Source organism: Rickettsia honei RB (genome assembly GCF_000263055.1).
Classification (GTDB): domain Bacteria; phylum Pseudomonadota; class Alphaproteobacteria; order Rickettsiales; family Rickettsiaceae; genus Rickettsia; species Rickettsia rickettsii.
This window is the reverse complement of sequence record NZ_AJTT01000001.1, coordinates 86,465-102,967: the sequence shown is the minus strand read 5'-3', so window position 1 is coordinate 102,967 and position 16,503 is coordinate 86,465. Positions and strand designations below refer to the sequence as shown.

Genomic DNA, 16,503 nt, shown 5'->3' with positions numbered 1-16,503 from the left:
ATTAGGTCATATACATCCAAGAATTGGCGGTATTATTTTAGCTAATATAGAAAAACTAAGTCAGCTTAAAGATATATTAAGAGAAGATCCTTTTTATATAAATAATATAGCTGAATATGAAATTACTAACTTCACTCCTACAAAATGGAATAAGAATTTAAATATTTTTTTCAAAAACATGAATAAACTAATCCCTTTACCTCGTGAATTTTTTGCAAGAGATACTAATGTAGTAAGCACTGAGTTAATCGGTAAAGCTCTTTATTTCCAAAGTAAAACAGCTATCATTACTGAAACTGAAAGCTATATAGGGCAGAATGATCCTGCTTGCCATGCAGCAAGAGGGCGGACAAAAAGAACGGATATAATGTTTGGTCCTGCAGGCTTTAGCTATGTCTATTTAATTTACGGAATGTATTATTGTTTAAATTTCGTAACCGAAGCTAAAGGCTTCCCTGCTGCGACCTTAATAAGAGGCGTACATGTTATTTCGCCTGAAAATCTATACCTCAACGGTCCGGGTAAATTATGCAAATATTTAGGAATTAATATTTCTCATAATAAATGCGATCTTATAAATAACAACGAATTTTTTGTCGGCGATATCGGCTTAAAGCTACCCTACTCTACTACTGCTCGTATAGGTATTACTAAAGGCACGGATAAATTATGGCGTTATGTTGTTACAGATATCACTAATTTAATCTCTCAATATAATGTACAGCCTTAATAAGGTCATATTGATTTACGGCAGGACCTCAAAAAGGTTTGTCTAATATAAATAATAACAAAAGCATTGATGATGAAGTGATACAAACTAAACCAACCGAAATCTTATGTAAATAAAGCTTGGTGCCAAGCATACAGACAAAAATTAAATTAATAGCAGTCATTATACATACAACTATCCAATATTTAATATTTAAGGAAAAATAGGACATTTTAATCCTGTTATACCTTACTGTATAAAGCTCTTTTATCTCCTCAATGATTTCCTGCTTAGTCAATAGCTGCATTTGCTCGCTTGCTTTATAAGCTTTTAGTCTCTTATTAATATCTTGGAGGAAACTAGGAGCTTCATGACCGATTTGCTTGCCGTCTTTCATTAATTGCCATTCACGCCGCATTACACCTTTGGTATAATTTTTAATATCTAGATAAATTGTAGGCCTCACATTTCATGAGGAAACCAACCTACACTATCTGCAAGCCTTATAACACTATAGATTCTGCTGCCACCCCTTCTTGTGCTTTATTAAAATTACCGAGTAAATAAATTAATACAAAAGCGGTTGATACCGCATACATAATACCGACTACACCCGATAAAAACCCGCCAAGACTTCCAAGTTCTTCTTTTTGAAAATTATTAGGAATAATGTATTTTGTTAAATATAAACATCCCGCACAAAAACTCATCACAACAATATTTATTATGATGAATAAAACAATATTAGGAACGGTATAGATAAAGTCAATTATATGATTACATAGGTATTATTAACCATGTCCTGCTGAATATTTATGTAATATACTAGAAATAAGAGTTTGATAAGGTAATCCCTCATAAGCAGCTTTTTGTTTTATTCTCATTAAATTACTACTAGAAATACGAATATTTATTCGAGTATCTTTTTTTAAATAATTAGCTGCTGCCACTTGTGCTATATGTTTCTCTTGTTCAAAATTTTTAATTCTTTGCCATTCATCATTTTCAAAAGACTCCAGCAATGCGTTTTCTTCAGCATCTAGTATTATATTTGATATATTCTCTTTATTTCTCATTACTTTTTCCTATGTTTAGATATTTCTGAGTAGCTTTGTGACGTGGAATAATAGTCTTAAAAAAAACTGTTCCATCAACTTCAATAATAAAAGACACTAAATAGGCGTATTCATTAAATTTAACTATATACATTTTTTGCTCTGAATATTTATTAGGATTTGGATGTTCTATTATATCCAATAAACAATTACTTTCTATAACTGATATTATTTCTTCAAAACTTACCTTGCGCTCACTTATTAACTTAATAATGTTTTTCAGCAGAAAAGCTATAATTACATTTCTTTGTCATCTTATGATGTTAGTACAATGTGTATGCTTTATGTCAACACTACACTTCCATCTCTTCTAAGACCACTGTAGAATCAGCAAGTTTAGTAATTTTTTCAATTTTTAATCGAGCTTCTTTTAGTTTTTTCTCACAATGATTCTTAAGTAAAATACCTCTTTCAAAGCTATTAACTGCCGTCTCTAGACTCTCTTGTCCGTTATCTATTTTTTTAACAATTTCCTCAAGCTCTTTTAAAGCTTCTTCAAAGCTAATATTTGCTTCTAAAGTTTTAGTATTAGTCATTTATTTTTATTTTTTAATGGTTATCTGTAGTAATTGTGTCTTCAGTTGTTTGGGGTATAAGTAATTTTTTTAGCTCACTACTATCAAAAGTTTTCTTAGGAGCAAAAATACTCCCTTGCATTTTTATATTAAGATGTGCCAAGCTATCTTTATCAGAACTTGTATTTGAGGTATTTAACTTAACAAGCCTTGCCGGCACGTAAAATGATAAAATACTAGATGCATCCATATCAAAATTATATATATTAACTGCAAAAGAGGCCGCACCGCTACTATATTGTGTTGCAAATTTTACTTTCTTTAAAAGGGCAATACCTTTTTGTAGTTCAATATCACCGCTTATACCTCTAATATTTTCTTGTCCTGTGGTTATAGCAATATTTATATCTTTATCTAAATTTTGTACCTTATAATCAGCTGTATCAATTTTTTCTATAAAAGCATCAATTGCAAAATTATTAACATCTATATTGTTTATAGCAAATTGTGATTTTGTAGTAAGGTTATATAGCTGGCTTTGAAGAGTGTTACCGTTAGTTCCTAAACTACCGCTTATACTTATTTTTCCGCCACTTGCAGTAAATATTTTAGGCATAAGAGCTGAAACTTTGTTTAAATCTATTGTATTTAAAGCATATACGAAATTTATAGCATAAGGTTCTAATAAAATATTGCCGTTACCTTGAAACTTACCACCTAATAATTCTGCTTCAATATTATTAAATTGTAATAAATTATTATTATTTGCTACATAAAATTTAACATTTTTCAATATTAAATCATTTTGTAATAATGTCGACAATGTACCGGAAACTTGTAAGGTAGCTTTATCTAAACTATAATCATTTATTAATTTATTTCTTAAATTAAGCATTCCTGCCGGTGATAATAAATCAGTAGTAAGATTACCGTCCTTAATTTCTACGGTCAAAGACGGTAATACACTCGATGCATCTAAGTTCCAGCTAGTTGATAAATAGCTGTTAGCAGTTTTAAAATCTAAATTACTAATTTTTATATTAGCTGGTACGATTTTAGCAAGCAAATTCATTTTGTCAAATACATGATCGTTATACTTAACGCTATCTATCAGAATATCTAAATTAGCTAAATATCCTATTGTTCTAATAGGGATGAATTTACTTGGATAATCTAGAGCTTTCATATCTTTAGTTAAATTTTTTGTAAATTCGATAAGCGGCGAAATTATTGGATACGTTCTACTGCTTAAGTCAAGCGAAGATATATTAAGCGTAGCGTCTAAACGAGGTGTTTGAGCAATAAATTTACTAGAAAAATTTCCTGATAAATTTAAATTATCTGTTTTGAGTAATAAATTTTTAAAAAATAAATCTATTAAAGTGAGTTTTAAATCCGATGACAAGCTAAAAGGAATAGCTTCTTTAATAGTAACGTCGTTAAATCCTAAAATATTCAGTAACGAATTTATATCGTTGTGCTTTAAATATAGCTGTCCATCGAACATACTTCTAACGGCATTCTGTGTTACATTACCTGTAAGCTTAAATTCTCCACCTGATTTAATATTACCTGAAAATTCATTTATCTTTAAAGTACCCTTTGATAAGTTAGAAGAAAAGACTATTTTTTCTAGTTCTTCATTATTACTTAAAATTATTTCGTTAATTGCCACGTCTGCTTTAAGTAATTTATTGGCAAAAATAAATCTAATATTTGAAGAAGAAGTATTAAATGTTACCTCTGCATTTGGAGAAATTAACGAACTTAAATCTATTTTAGGAAAATCTAGTTTTACATTAGTAGTAATATTATCATTTTTAGCAATGTTAACAAATCCATGACCAATAATAAAAGATGATGCTATTACTATGTCTTTTAGTTCTATTTCATCTTCATTATTTGAAATATTAAATTTAACGTTTACTGCCTCATGTTGATTAAATTTATTAAAAAGATGGCTTAAATCCGGTAATATATTATACATTACCGATGCTAAATTTTTAATCTGATATTCACCACTACCGCTAGTAAGCTTAGAATCTTTGTAAATTTGCGATAACTTAAAACCATAATCATTATTATCAATATTAAGACTAAAATCTACTATATCGTCACGTTTATTAATTGAACCTGAAATTTTACCTATATAGTTACTTGTAGTTTTAAATATGTAATTAGACGATAAAGCATTTTCTTTTTTTAATATACAATTATTAAAATTTAAAATAGAATAATCTTGTTTATTAATAATACTTAGATTAGTAACATTTAGATTTATATTTTGTAATTTATATTTAAAGAAATTCTTTATTAACTCTTCATGATTATAAATATTTAATACATTAGAATGTGAATAAAATTTAGCATCTAATATATCTATTTTATTAATTTTAGGATTAAATTTTATAAGCGACCACAACGAAAAATGAATTTTAATCTGCTCTAAATCTAACTTTCCTTCTTCTCTTATCGTCTCAATAACTAAATAGGACAAAGGAAATTTATTCATCTTTATTTTTCCGATATTTTCTTTCGCAATTCCTAAATGACTGGTAAAATTATTAATAACTGAATTATAGTTAACAAACGATAATGCACCAAACATTATAAATAACAATAATGAAAAACAAATTATGACGCCGGCAGCTATTTTTTTTATCATGTCTGTAAAAAAGTTTTTAAATATATTATTATATATAATTATCAAAATTTAAAGGCAAATTAATGAATTCTTTAGAAAATTTAATTTTAGTCGGTGTAATAAAATCATGTCATGGAATTAAAGGTCATGTAATATTAAAATCTTTTACCGACCCTGCTACAAAAATACTTGAAAGAAATTTAGTAAATGAGTCAGGAGCAAATATACATATTAAGCTAATTAGCCAAAATGCCAAAGGAGAATTAATTTGTACATTTAATGATATAGCTACTCGAAATGAAGCTGAAAATTTAAAAGGTTATAAAATATTTTGCTTAAGAGCAAGTTTACCGAAACTAGAAGAAGATGAATTTTATATAGCGGATTTAACTCATTTACCGGTATTAAACCAAGATCATAAAGAAATAGGCAAAATTAAAAATATTCTTAACTTTGGTGCCGGTGACATAATTGAAATAGAATTTTCATATCAAACAACCGAATTATTACCTTTCAATAAAGAATTTTTTCCTATTATAACTAAAGATTATGTGATTTTAAATTATCAAAGAGAAGCTTGAATAATTTACCGTAGTTTTCAATTTCTTTATAGTACCCTACGATTCTTATTCACCTCTGTCTCATCCCGTGGCTTGACCACGGGATCCAGTTAAAAATACTAAATTTATTAGTATTTATTGTTTTTATGGCCCCCGTGGTCAAGCCACGGGGTGACACAGTGGGTTTTACCGGTCCACGCAACAACGCCTCGTGGGAATGACATAGAATATAATTATTTTAATCCTTAATTGAGTAAATTATATAAAATTGACAATTAATCCTTAAATACTATAATTAATATATGTATATAAATAGACGGTTAAGCTCTATGCCTAAAACTTTAAAATACTCACTTATTATATTTATAAGTATAATATTATTATTAATTGTTATTCCTTTCTTTATTCCTTTAAATAATTATAAAGGAATAGTAATAGATAAAGTTAAAGAGGCTACAAATAGAGATTTAACTATTAACGGCGACATAAAATTATCTTTACTACCGAATCCCGCAATATCACTATCAGAAATTAAATTATCATCAATAAACGGTACAAAAGAACCTCATCTAGTTTCCGTTGAAGGTGCTAAAGCGTCATTGCGACTTTTTCCTCTTTTTAGAGGAGCAATTGAAGTAGCTTCTATAGAACTACAAAAACCGATTATAAATCTAGAAGTTTTAAGTAATGGACAAAAAAATTGGCAATTTTCTACACCTAATAATGCATCCAAAACAAATGCACTTAGCTCTGTAGAATCTACTGATACTAAAACTGAATTAGCACTTCCTATTTTGATTAGTCATTTTAAAATTATAGACGGCAAAGTAATATATATAGAAAAAAACAGTGAGAAAATATTTAACGATATTAACTTAGAGACTAAAATTAAAAGCCTTAAAGGTCCTATAGATTTTACTTTAGCTTTAAATGCTTTGGAACAGCAAATTAATATAGACGGCAATATTGAAGAAATCGGTAAAATAATTCCGTTAAGTGCCAATATTAATCTTGCCGGTGAAAAAATTAAAATCGAAGGAAAATTTGATAGCGAAAATCATTCGTTCATAGGTAACGCAAATATTAAAGGTAATACTAAAACTTTAGGTATGCCTGCTGATTTACAAAATGACTACGAACTAACTACGACAATTACTGCCGATAGTAAAAATATAGCTATTAAAGATGCTAGACTTAATTATCCAAATATAGAATTACTAGCAAATGCAAATTATGATATAGAGCGTAATAACCTGAAATCAAATATTATTATCAATCCCGGTAACATTATAACCGAGATTAGCTCTAATTTAGATAAGACAAATATTATGCTACAAACTGATAGTTTAAAACCTATACTAGATGCTCTAAAACTAAAGACCGATAAATTACTGCCTATTATTAACCAAAAACTTATACTTACTTCTAATGTAATTAGTAATTCTCAAGCAATAAAATTACAAAATATTAATTTATCGGCTGCAAATAGTAATCTAACGGGAGATATTGAGCTTAAAAATTTAGCACAAGATATAACTATTTCGCACAATCTAAAAATTAATAATTTTGAGTCGTTTATGTCTCTTATGGGAGTAAGTAATTTAAGTAAGATTGGAGTATTGCAGTTAAACGGAGGAGTGCAAAAAATTAAAGATACTTTCCATATTAATAATAAAATATCCGCTTTTAATACTAATATATCTATTAAAGGAGATATTAATTTAGAAACTCAGAAGCCCAATTTTAATCTTAACTTATATAGTCCGTTAGTTAATTTGGATAAAATTCTTACAAGTAATAGTCCTACTCCTGCTCCAAATAAAACTAATAGTCCTGCTACTCAAAACATACCTACAGCTAAAAATAATTCTCCTTGGTCAAATAATCCTATTAATTTAGGGTTTTTAAATGAAATTGAAGGGCAATTATCCGCAAATATTGATAAATTAACTAACGACTCATTAATCATAAATAATTTAAAAGCAAAATTAAATATCACCGGCGGCACGCTGAATATTACTTCAGTTAATGCAAGCATTTACGGTGGCGAACTAAGTAGCACCGGTTATGTGAGTTCAGCCAAAGATCAAAAAGCTGCAATTAAAATCGATTTAAAAAATGCCTATCTCAAAAGTTTCACTCCGCAATCAGATCAAATAAAAATAACTGATGGGCGACTAAGCTTTAAAGCCGATCTTACTTCTCGCGGTAATAGCGTTTATACATATGTTAATAATCTAAATGGACAATTTAACGTAAATAGCGATAACGGGGAAATAAGCGGATTTGATTTAAACCGAATCGCAGATGCGGTAAATAATGCTAAAAATACCGAAGGAGTATTGCGACTTATTAACAGCTCCTTTAGTGGCGGATCCACATCTTTCAAAAATTTAATTGCCAGAGGAAATATAACGCAAGGCACGCTTAATTTAAATAAATGTAGTTTAGATGCTTCACCTGCCACAACAAATGCAAGCGGTCAAATTAACTTACCACAATATATGATGAATGTTAGTGCAAGCGTTACTATTGCGGATTTACCACCTATAGCCGTTAAATTATACGGATTCATAAATAATCCGCAGCATAAATTAGATGTTCAAGCCTTTCAAACATATTTAGTTAAAAACGTATTTAATAGCGTTATTAAAGACTTAAAAAGCGGAGAGAAGAAACCTGAAAATATTATTAAAGATGCTTTGGGTCTCAGAAAGAAAAAGGATACAAATACAGAGGAACACAAAAGCCCTCCGCAGGAAAACCAACAAGCAGATCCTGTGAATAAGCTTCTACAAAAAGGATTGAAGAAACTGTTTTAATGTGGACCGTCACGGGTGTTGTGTGACTTATTATGCCTCTTTATGTCATCATCCAGCAAAACATATAATATAGTGTAGTAACAATGTTGAAGTTATTTTTTCTAGACTTAGTTAGCAAGCAACTAGATGACAGTGCAAAACTCATAAATACCCACGTTTTGATACAGTTATTCCTGTGCCAAACCTAATTGGATACAAACCCTTTGTTTCCTCAGTATCTAATACCAAATTAGGTATGTTTTTAGGAAAATCTTGAATTACTTTAGTAATTTTTGCTGCTTCTTCATCATAATTTGCCTTTTTCAACAAAATAATAAGGTCTTCATATAATGATTTTTTATTTGGATTTAACCCTATAGCTCTTCTTTTGATAGAAGCGAGTGCTTCCTCCGGATTTATTTTATGTAATTTATTAAAAAACTCTTCGTGATAGTATGCTTTACTTGGATCTAGTTCAATAGCTTTCTTTAATGATTTAATCGCATTATCTTGTTGTTTTTCAATTAAAATAGAACTTAAACTATGAAAAATTTCAGCTTCTCTATTGTTATATTTTTCAGTTTTATCATAAGTTTCAATAAAATTTGAAAGTTCTTCAGGATCAGTTTCAACGAATTTTCGTAGATTGTCTTTTTCTTCTTGATATTGGATATCTGTTATGAAGATCGAGATATTTTTTCACTACTTTCTTTAGCAATTTCAGAAGTTTTAAACTTCCAATAAGGCAAAATTTCATTTTTATATGGTTGACAAATGCATACTCCTTGCTCCCCTTTACCTACTCTATAGCCTTCCGGGCATTTACGATACTCAATATCATTTTTCCATTTATAACTTTTATTATCAAAATTTAGATAGCTTGGTTTTTCCATAACTTATGATATATTTGTAATTAATAATTTATAACTACAATTTCAATGTAAGTAAATAAATCTGAAGTAAGTAGTGTAAATAAACTTTAATTTAAAATCGTATGATTAAGAAAATAGTACAAAATACGAAAACTTTGCACGTACGTCCTAATGGAAGATCAGCTGATTACATAACGCCTAACTTCATGTATGGCTGTGCCGGAGGTTGCAGAAATAGTTATTGTTATGCATCATAACTATGAGACATTATATATCAATGAAAATATAGATCAAATACTTGACGTATTGGATAAACATATAGCAAATTTACCGACTAAAATTTCCAATCAAACAGATTCTAAATATTGGACATATGATATAGGTTGTTCTACCGATGTAAGTTTGCATTGGAAACACACTAATTGGTTAAAGATATTTAATTTCTTTAAAGAAGATCCACGTGCTAAAGCAACTTTTGCTACTAAATATGTCAATCCTAAATTACTTAATTTTAATCCTGAAAACAAAATAAGGATTAGATTTAGTTTGATGCCGACAAGAATGAGTGAGATATTAGAGCCAAAAACGAGTCCAATTATCGAGAGAATAAAAGCGGTGAATATTTTTATTGAAGCAGGTTACGAAGTTCATCTAAACTTTGCTCCTATTATTTGCTTATGAAGGCTGGCTTACCGAATATGCAAAGTTATTTGAAGATTTAGCTCAATACATAAACAACCAATATAAACCGTTTATAAAAGCGGAATGCATATTTTTAACGCATAACGATAAGCAGCATGAAAGAAATATTACCTCAAATAGATTAGAGATTGAAGCTTTAATTTGGCAACCAAATTATACAGGCAAATAAAGTAAGCGAATATGGAGGCAAGGCGGTACGTTATAAAGCCGGTATTAAGAGTAGTTTTATCCAACGATGGAGTGTGTTGCATGACAGGTTGCTCCCATGGAATAAAATACGATATATATTCTAACTCTTCCTACTTATCAACATTACGAAACAAAAGCATAAAATTTAAAAATTATAGTTATAAATAAAAAATCACTTGCATGAAAATACACTTATGATATGTTTTTTCACGTTGGGTTTCAATTTTAGCTTCTATAAAAGTAACCCAACACTATTATCTCTCAGCTAATAGTGGATATAGTGTTAGTTGAGTACAAAAGTAAAAATATAAAAAACAAGTAAAATATCGAATAGGCAAAAAATCGTTTAGCTTGTTTGTTATCAGGGGTGTCATAGAATAAAGAACCGGCATAATATAGAAATACTACCCCAAGAATACCAGAAATTATTAAATATATAAAATTATTCATTCCAATAAAAAAAGGCACTAGCGAAACAATAAATAAAAGAATACTGTAAATTAGAATTTGTTTTTTAGTATATAAAGTCCCCTTTACTGCAGGCATCATCGGTACTTTACAGTTTTTATAGTCATCGTTACAGAATAAAGCAAGAGCCCATGAATGCGGCGGCGTCCAAATAAAAATAATCAAAAATAATATAATCGACTCTAGAGATATAGTATTGCTTACCGCTGCATAACCTATCACAGGAGGTAATGCTCCCGATACTCCGCCAATAACGATATTTTGTATAGAACGACGCTTTAACCAAATAGTATAAATACAGATATAATAAACAATAGTGAATAGCAGTAAAAAGGATGCAAGTAGATTAACACATAAAGCCATAAAAAATACTGCAAAAAATCCCGTTATCAAACCAAAAGATAAAGCTTCATCAGATTCTATAACTCCTCTTACTATCGGTCTTTTTTGGGTACGTTTCATTAAGCTATCGATGTCTCTATCGTACCACATATTAATTGCCCCTGCACTACCTGCCCCAAGCGCTATACAAACAACTGCAATACCAGCAATAAACGGATGCACGGAATAAGGAGCAAGCCACATACCTACAAAACCCGTAAAAATCACAAGCGACATTACACGCGGTTTCATAAGTAAAATATAGTCTTTAACCGTACTTTGTGAATGATTGATTTTACCTAAATTGATTGGTCTTACTAAGGAACTCATATGAAATATTTTTTAATTAAATATAAAAAGTTTTAGGTTAAAAATCAATGATTGACTTTGATGCAAGAAATGTATATATTTTTTGTAATTCAAATAATAAGTTAGGGATATTATCAGTGACAAAAATTGTTCGTTCTAAATATAAAGCTAGTAGAAGACTTGGAGTAAGTCTATGGGGTGATAGCAAGGATGCTTTCAATACACGAAATTATCGTCCCGGGCAACATGGGCAGAATACCATGATTAAAACTTCAGATTATGGTTTACATTTAAAAGCTAAGCAAAGATTGAAATGCCACTACGGTCGTGTCACTGAAAAACAATTTAGAAATATTTTTGCACTTGCTCAAAAAATGAAAGGTAATACCGGTGAAAATTTCATTGGGTTACTTGAAAGTAGACTTGATACGGTAGTTTATAGAATGAATATAGCTCCAACTATTTTTGCTGCAAGACAGTTAGTTTCACACGGACATATTAAATTAAACGGTAAGAAAGCCGATATCGCAAGCATACGACTAAAGGCAGGCGATGTTATAGAAGTTAAAGAATCCGTAAAACAAATACCGCTTATCCAAGAATCCCTTTCAAAACAAGGTCAAACAACACCGGGGTATTTATCATTTGATGTACCTTCATTAACCGGTAAATATTTAAGAGTTCCTGCTCTTTCTGATGTCCCATATCCTTTTGAAGCAGAAGTGCATTTAGTAATCGAGTTATATTCTCGTTAATAATTATAAAAAGGCAGGTTTTATTTATCTGCCTTTTTACTTTCTTCCCTACACCTACATTTTTTCTTTATACTATAATACAACTTATCACCTAATTCGGCAGCGTTTATTAAAGATAGATTAGTTAAGAATTGAACGTCTGAGCTAAGAAAAAACTGTAATTTTTGACGAAGCAAGGAAGTATAAAAATGCTAATTTTTAGTATTTTTTTATTATTTTTATGGAGTGCCACACTACTTTCAATCGCTCAAAAGGTATTGCTGCGTGGATCAGTTTTTCAGTTGTTTTTGGATACCGTGGTCAAACCACGGTATAACACCGAGTGCCTTTTTCGATACACACAACAACGCCCACTCACAATAACAATATCTATTTTTAATAAAAATAATGCTGCTTCTACCTTTTCCAAAAAGTTAGCATATGGAACGCATTTAATAATTAGCGGTATAATTGGTTTTATTGTAAATGGGACAACAGGAAGCAGTCTTTTTGTTTCGGCAACTCTTGCTGATGAAATCTTAATAACCGAAGGGTATTTTCAGACACATTATCTTACACTTCTGCCACATTTAAAGGAAGTTTAATCTACCCTATTACTACAAATCTCATCACAACTTTTCCTAATTATTCAGTACCAATTTATTTAACTTCTACAGCTGCAATAGTAGGCTTAGCATATTATGGGACTGATTTCTTAAATTATCAGGAAAATTTAAAAGAAATTCAGATAAAATTAACTCCTAATATTAGGGTAATTGATCCTAATATACTTTCTAACAATTTTAAAAATGATTCAAAAAATGAAATTAAAGATGTAACCCAAGGGTTTTTTAGATTTAATTGAAGCATACATAAATAGTAGTTTTATTAACTATACCGGCAATGATGGCAATACATTAATTGCATTAACCTTACTCATACAGAACCCTAATGCTGATATAGGACCTCTTGTTTCTCAAGGAGCAAAAATCAGTATTTTATGGTGTGGAAAAAATATAATAAGCACACTATTCAAATCATATAAAGTTTCTTTAACACAACATACTCAAGATTTAATCGAACAAAAAACTTTAGAACTGTTACTAAACGAGAAATATAAAAGTAAAATCTTAGGATTAAAGGATATAGAAACTATTACTAATAATTTATTTAATGATCTTAATAATACTTTCACTATTGGAATTTTACAATTAGGGAATTTAACCACTCAAAAAATTATACAGCTTATTGCATTGCAAGATATAATGAATTTAGTTCCAGGAGCTATTATATTTAATGCGTTTGAAAATATTAATGAAGGATTTTTAAATATATTATATCAACTGAATATTTCTTACAGGCAAGAAGCAGAGGAAATTAACGAAAATACAGCTTCTATAGTAAGAAATATATCCTCTAATACTTCAAATATCTTGTTAACTGATTCTGCTCAATTTGTACAAAATCAATATACCAAGCAACTTAAAGCTAAAAAAGAAATATCAAAGAAAATGTTGTTTTTAGATAGCACAAAAAATACTATAACTACTATACTAGATATCTCCGATAAATTCATAAAATCACTTTACTATATTTATAAAGTAAAAAATGGAGAGATTACGCCTGAGCAAGCTCTACTACTTAATCCTTGGCTTGAAACCTTAAAATCATTCTTAACAAGTTCCTCATTAAAAATAATCTTTAGTGGAGCAGTTATATAACAAGCGAGAATTACAAAATTAATAGAGGCAATTTCTTCTGAGAATAAAAAAGGAATAACATGGTCTACTAATGAAACGATGAACTTGTAATTTCTGATTATAACCTAATTATAGAAGAAAGAACTATTTTGAGTTTTGAAAAATTAGTATTCAAACTAGGAGCACATGATCTTCTTTCAGCTTCCTCAGGAAAAGGCAACACTACTTTTTTAAAGAGTTTAGTCAATTGTATTGCTGATCCATGCCATAGCGTTGGTGAAATTTCCATACCTACCCATTATCAAAATCCAAAAATAATATTTATTGATCAGAATAGTTACATACCGGTTTAATCTACTTTATTTCCTCCGACCTTGATCAATCAATCATTAAAAGTAATAAGCAATTATTAGAAGAAAAAATTAACACACTACTTATAAAATTAGATCTAGGCACATTAATTAAGCACTTAAGTGATAAAAATTATGATGTAATAAATGCACCAAGTGGCAGTCAAAAGAAAAAAATTGGAATCATTAAAGCTATAATTTCAAACCCTAAAATATTAATTTTAGACGAGGTATTTGCTAATCTTGAAAATATTCTATAGAAAATGCATAACAAGCTTTAAAAGAATTTTTACCGGAAACTTTAATGCTTGTAGTGCATCATGACGGTAAATCTCATGACTATAATAATTTTTATGATTAGTATAAATCTTGAAGATTTGTATGCTGAAATAAAATTATTAGGAGAGTAGCTATTCTATTCAACCCTATATACTTGACTACTTTTCATTTATCATGAGTATATACTAAATCTAGATGTTCAATTATGGGAGTTTTTTAAGATTTCTTTATAGATTTCAAGGTTTTTTCTTAGCATCAGATCAAGAGAGAAATTATTAATTACCGTATGTCTTGCCGCTTCTTGGATTTTCTTAGCAAGATCAGTACCTAAAATCGAGAAACAATAATCGATTTTCTGTGCTAACGCTTCGGCATTATTTGGTTCTACGTGGAAACCGGTTATATTATTATTTATTGTCTCTACTGCCCCGCCGATATTAGTTGCAATAACAAGCTTCTTCATCGCCTGCCCTTCTATAATAGTACGCCCGAAAGCTTCAGGCTCGATTGAGGCAGAAATGATAATATCGGAAATCCCATATAGGTTTATTATATCCGAATCATTACCAAAAATTTGAATTTTATTTTGAAGTTTTAGATTAGCTATAAGCTCTTTTACTCTATTAGTAAAATTGGGATGTCTGGATATATCACCGACCATTAAACAATAAAAGTCTCTATGTTTTAATTTACTTAATGCTTCTACTAGAACAAGATGTCCTTTCCAACTTGTCATTCTAGAAGGCATTAATATTATCGGCACGTTACTCGGTACATCATATTTATCACAACATTTTTCAAGTTTTCCCGGCGTTAAATTTGCGGGATCGAAATAATCACAATTCACTCCACGCTCAATTACTACTATTTTATCTTCATCAATTTTATAGTTTTCGAGCAAGTGTTGTTTTACAAAATTAGACACAGCAACAACTTTCTTGCCTTTTAGCATTATGCTATTATAATATTTTTTAAAACTATTCGGAATATTATAAACCCCATGAAAGGTAGTCAAAAATTTAGCATTTGTCCATTTTGTTGCTAGATATGAACTCCATGCCGGTGCTCTTGATCTTGTATGAACTATATCAACATTATATTTTTTGATTATTTCTGCTATCAATTTTGCATTATTCAGAATTACAAAAGGATTTTTACTGTTACTATTCATTTCAATATGCAATATATCTTCCTTATCTAACTCTTTAACTAGAGTACCGCCTGCTGAAATTATGATAGGAGTATGACCGAGAATTTTAAGATATTTTGCAACTTCTATAGTACCTCTTTCAACCCCTCCCGAAACTAGAGCAGGCACTACTTGCAAAATAGTATATTTATTGTATCGTTTACTTGACTTTAATGAAGGCATTAAATCTCAATCTATTAAAATAATTATTTAAAATGCACAAACTTTATAATAAAACACAAGACAAATTTATTGTCTATGATAATTATAGAATAATTAATACAAATATTCCATCTGTAATTTTTTTACACGGCTTGATGTCTAGTATGCAATCAACTAAGGCTATCTATTTAATAGATTATTGTAAAAAAAACAATTATAATTTTATTGTTTTTGATAATTTCGGCCATGGAAACGCATCAGGACAATTTAAGGATCAAACAATTAGTGATTGGTTAGAAGGAGTATCACTAATTTTAGATAAATTAATTAATACAGAGGCGATATTAGTAGGTTCGAGCATAGGAGGATGGCTAGCACTTCTTGCGGCTTTAAGATTTCCTGATAAAATAAAGGGACTTGTGTGTGTAGCCCCTGCTCCAGATTGTACTGAAAATATTTGGCAAAATATATCTCTAAATGATCAAAATAAGATGCAAAAAGAGGGAATACTAGAAGTAAGCGGTAAAAATTGTGAGCATAAATATCCTATAAGCTATAAACTGATAGAAGATGCAAAAAAACATTTATTATTGACAAAGAAACAGATTGATATAAATATACCGGTACATCTCATTCATGGGATGTTAGATGAAGACGTGCCTTATAATGTTTCAGTAAAATTATTAGAAAAAATAACGAGCAAACAAATAGTAATGAAGCTAATTAAAGACGGTCACCATAATTTATCTAGAGAAGAAGATTTAAAGGTAATGACAAATTCCTTAGAAGAAGTAATTAGACTCTTAAGTAATATTAAATAAACA

19 protein-coding genes and 1 pseudogene are annotated in these 16,503 nt (G+C 29.5%); 11 read left to right on the top strand and 9 right to left on the bottom strand.

Annotated features, from left to right (window positions below; all coding sequences use genetic code 11):
• Positions 1-178 precede the first annotated feature (178 nt).
• Positions 179-730, top strand: a complete 552-nt coding sequence (locus WSW_RS0100560; RefSeq protein WP_029374915.1) for a DNA-3-methyladenine glycosylase — start codon at positions 179-181, stop codon at positions 728-730.
• Here WSW_RS0100560 and WSW_RS1000000113740 read toward each other — a convergent pair.
• From WSW_RS1000000113740 to WSW_RS0100535, 5 genes and pseudogenes are all read right to left on the bottom strand, one after another.
• Positions 696-1,419, bottom strand: a pseudogene (locus tag WSW_RS1000000113740) (bestrophin-like domain). The gene WSW_RS0100560 and the pseudogene WSW_RS1000000113740 overlap by 35 nt on opposite strands.
• An 81-nt stretch (positions 1,420-1,500) precedes the next feature.
• On the bottom strand, positions 1,501-1,785 hold the full coding sequence (locus tag WSW_RS0100550; RefSeq protein ID WP_016916662.1) for a CopG family antitoxin: 285 nt from the start codon (positions 1,783-1,785) through the stop codon (positions 1,501-1,503).
• Positions 1,775-1,966, bottom strand: a complete 192-nt coding sequence (locus WSW_RS1000000112555) for a hypothetical protein (protein WP_016916661.1) — start codon at positions 1,964-1,966, stop codon at positions 1,775-1,777. Before WSW_RS1000000112555 ends, WSW_RS0100550 begins: the two co-directional genes overlap by 11 nt.
• 151 nt (positions 1,967-2,117) lie before the next feature.
• The gene (locus WSW_RS0100540; protein WP_004996011.1) at positions 2,118-2,360 is read right to left on the bottom strand and encodes an exodeoxyribonuclease VII small subunit; all 243 of its coding nucleotides are present in this window, start codon (positions 2,358-2,360) and stop codon (positions 2,118-2,120) included.
• A gap of 13 nt (positions 2,361-2,373) precedes the next feature.
• The gene (locus WSW_RS0100535; RefSeq protein ID WP_029374913.1) at positions 2,374-5,004 is read right to left on the bottom strand and encodes an AsmA-like C-terminal region-containing protein; all 2,631 of its coding nucleotides are present in this window, start codon (positions 5,002-5,004) and stop codon (positions 2,374-2,376) included.
• Between the two features lie 62 nt (positions 5,005-5,066).
• Between WSW_RS0100535 and rimM the strand changes: the two genes are divergently transcribed.
• Together rimM and WSW_RS0100525 are read left to right on the top strand one after the other, a co-directional pair.
• Positions 5,067-5,564 (top strand): ribosome maturation factor RimM, encoded by a 498-nt coding sequence (gene rimM / locus WSW_RS0100530; RefSeq protein WP_016916659.1) that lies wholly within the window; start codon positions 5,067-5,069, stop codon positions 5,562-5,564.
• A 308-nt stretch (positions 5,565-5,872) separates the two neighbouring features.
• On the top strand, positions 5,873-8,365 hold the full coding sequence (locus WSW_RS0100525) for an AsmA family protein (RefSeq protein WP_029374912.1): 2,493 nt from the start codon (positions 5,873-5,875) through the stop codon (positions 8,363-8,365).
• 141 nt (positions 8,366-8,506) lie between these two features.
• Here WSW_RS0100525 and WSW_RS1000000112550 read toward each other — a convergent pair whose 3' ends face one another.
• Positions 8,507-8,671 (bottom strand): hypothetical protein, encoded by a 165-nt coding sequence (locus WSW_RS1000000112550; protein ID WP_238528405.1) that lies wholly within the window; start codon positions 8,669-8,671, stop codon positions 8,507-8,509.
• A gap of 350 nt (positions 8,672-9,021) precedes the next feature.
• A complete protein-coding gene (locus WSW_RS0100515) occupies positions 9,022-9,237 on the bottom strand; it encodes a DUF4385 family protein (RefSeq protein WP_016916657.1) in 216 nt (71 codons plus the stop codon).
• Between the two features lie 189 nt (positions 9,238-9,426).
• On the opposite strand from WSW_RS0100515, the gene WSW_RS1000000108980 reads away from it, so the two are divergent.
• Complete coding sequence (locus WSW_RS1000000108980) at positions 9,427-9,897, top strand: spore photoproduct lyase family protein (RefSeq protein WP_338000502.1); 471 nt, start codon at positions 9,427-9,429, stop codon at positions 9,895-9,897.
• The gene (locus WSW_RS1000000113735) at positions 9,875-10,087 is read left to right on the top strand and encodes a hypothetical protein (protein ID WP_338000501.1); all 213 of its coding nucleotides are present in this window, start codon (positions 9,875-9,877) and stop codon (positions 10,085-10,087) included. The genes WSW_RS1000000108980 and WSW_RS1000000113735 overlap by 23 nt, the downstream gene beginning before the upstream one ends.
• A 281-nt stretch (positions 10,088-10,368) precedes the next feature.
• On the opposite strand, the gene cyoE is transcribed toward WSW_RS1000000113735, so the two are convergent.
• Positions 10,369-11,286: a heme o synthase gene (gene cyoE / locus WSW_RS0100505; RefSeq protein ID WP_016916656.1), complete on the bottom strand. Its 918-nt coding sequence runs from the start codon at positions 11,284-11,286 to the stop codon at positions 10,369-10,371.
• 116 nt (positions 11,287-11,402) lie between these two features.
• On the opposite strand from cyoE, the gene rpsD reads away from it, so the two are divergent.
• From rpsD to WSW_RS1000000114040, 5 genes are all read left to right on the top strand, one after another.
• Positions 11,403-12,020: a 30S ribosomal protein S4 gene (gene rpsD, locus WSW_RS0100500; RefSeq protein ID WP_029374910.1), complete on the top strand. Its 618-nt coding sequence runs from the start codon at positions 11,403-11,405 to the stop codon at positions 12,018-12,020.
• A 188-nt stretch (positions 12,021-12,208) separates the two neighbouring features.
• Positions 12,209-12,604 carry a hypothetical protein gene (locus WSW_RS1000000112545; RefSeq protein WP_016916654.1) on the top strand — a complete coding sequence of 132 codons (396 nt, stop codon included), beginning with the start codon at positions 12,209-12,211 and terminating at the stop codon, positions 12,602-12,604.
• A 648-nt stretch (positions 12,605-13,252) separates the two neighbouring features.
• Positions 13,253-13,720, top strand: a complete 468-nt coding sequence (locus WSW_RS1000000112540; RefSeq protein WP_238528404.1) for a hypothetical protein — start codon at positions 13,253-13,255, stop codon at positions 13,718-13,720.
• A gap of 128 nt (positions 13,721-13,848) precedes the next feature.
• Positions 13,849-14,052 (top strand): hypothetical protein, encoded by a 204-nt coding sequence (locus WSW_RS1000000110035; RefSeq protein WP_081463597.1) that lies wholly within the window; start codon positions 13,849-13,851, stop codon positions 14,050-14,052.
• Positions 14,052-14,309: an ATP-binding cassette domain-containing protein gene (locus WSW_RS1000000114040; RefSeq protein ID WP_410525656.1), complete on the top strand. Its 258-nt coding sequence runs from the start codon at positions 14,052-14,054 to the stop codon at positions 14,307-14,309. Before WSW_RS1000000110035 ends, WSW_RS1000000114040 begins: the two co-directional genes overlap by 1 nt.
• A gap of 218 nt (positions 14,310-14,527) precedes the next feature.
• Here the strand turns inward: WSW_RS1000000114040 and WSW_RS0100485 are convergent, their stop codons facing one another.
• Complete coding sequence (locus WSW_RS0100485; protein ID WP_016916652.1) at positions 14,528-15,700, bottom strand: glycosyltransferase family 4 protein; 1,173 nt, start codon at positions 15,698-15,700, stop codon at positions 14,528-14,530.
• A gap of 32 nt (positions 15,701-15,732) precedes the next feature.
• Here WSW_RS0100485 and WSW_RS0100480 point away from each other — a divergent pair, with 32 nt between their 5' ends.
• On the top strand, positions 15,733-16,500 hold the full coding sequence (locus WSW_RS0100480) for an alpha/beta hydrolase (protein ID WP_016916651.1): 768 nt from the start codon (positions 15,733-15,735) through the stop codon (positions 16,498-16,500).
• Positions 16,501-16,503: the final 3 nt, after the last annotated feature.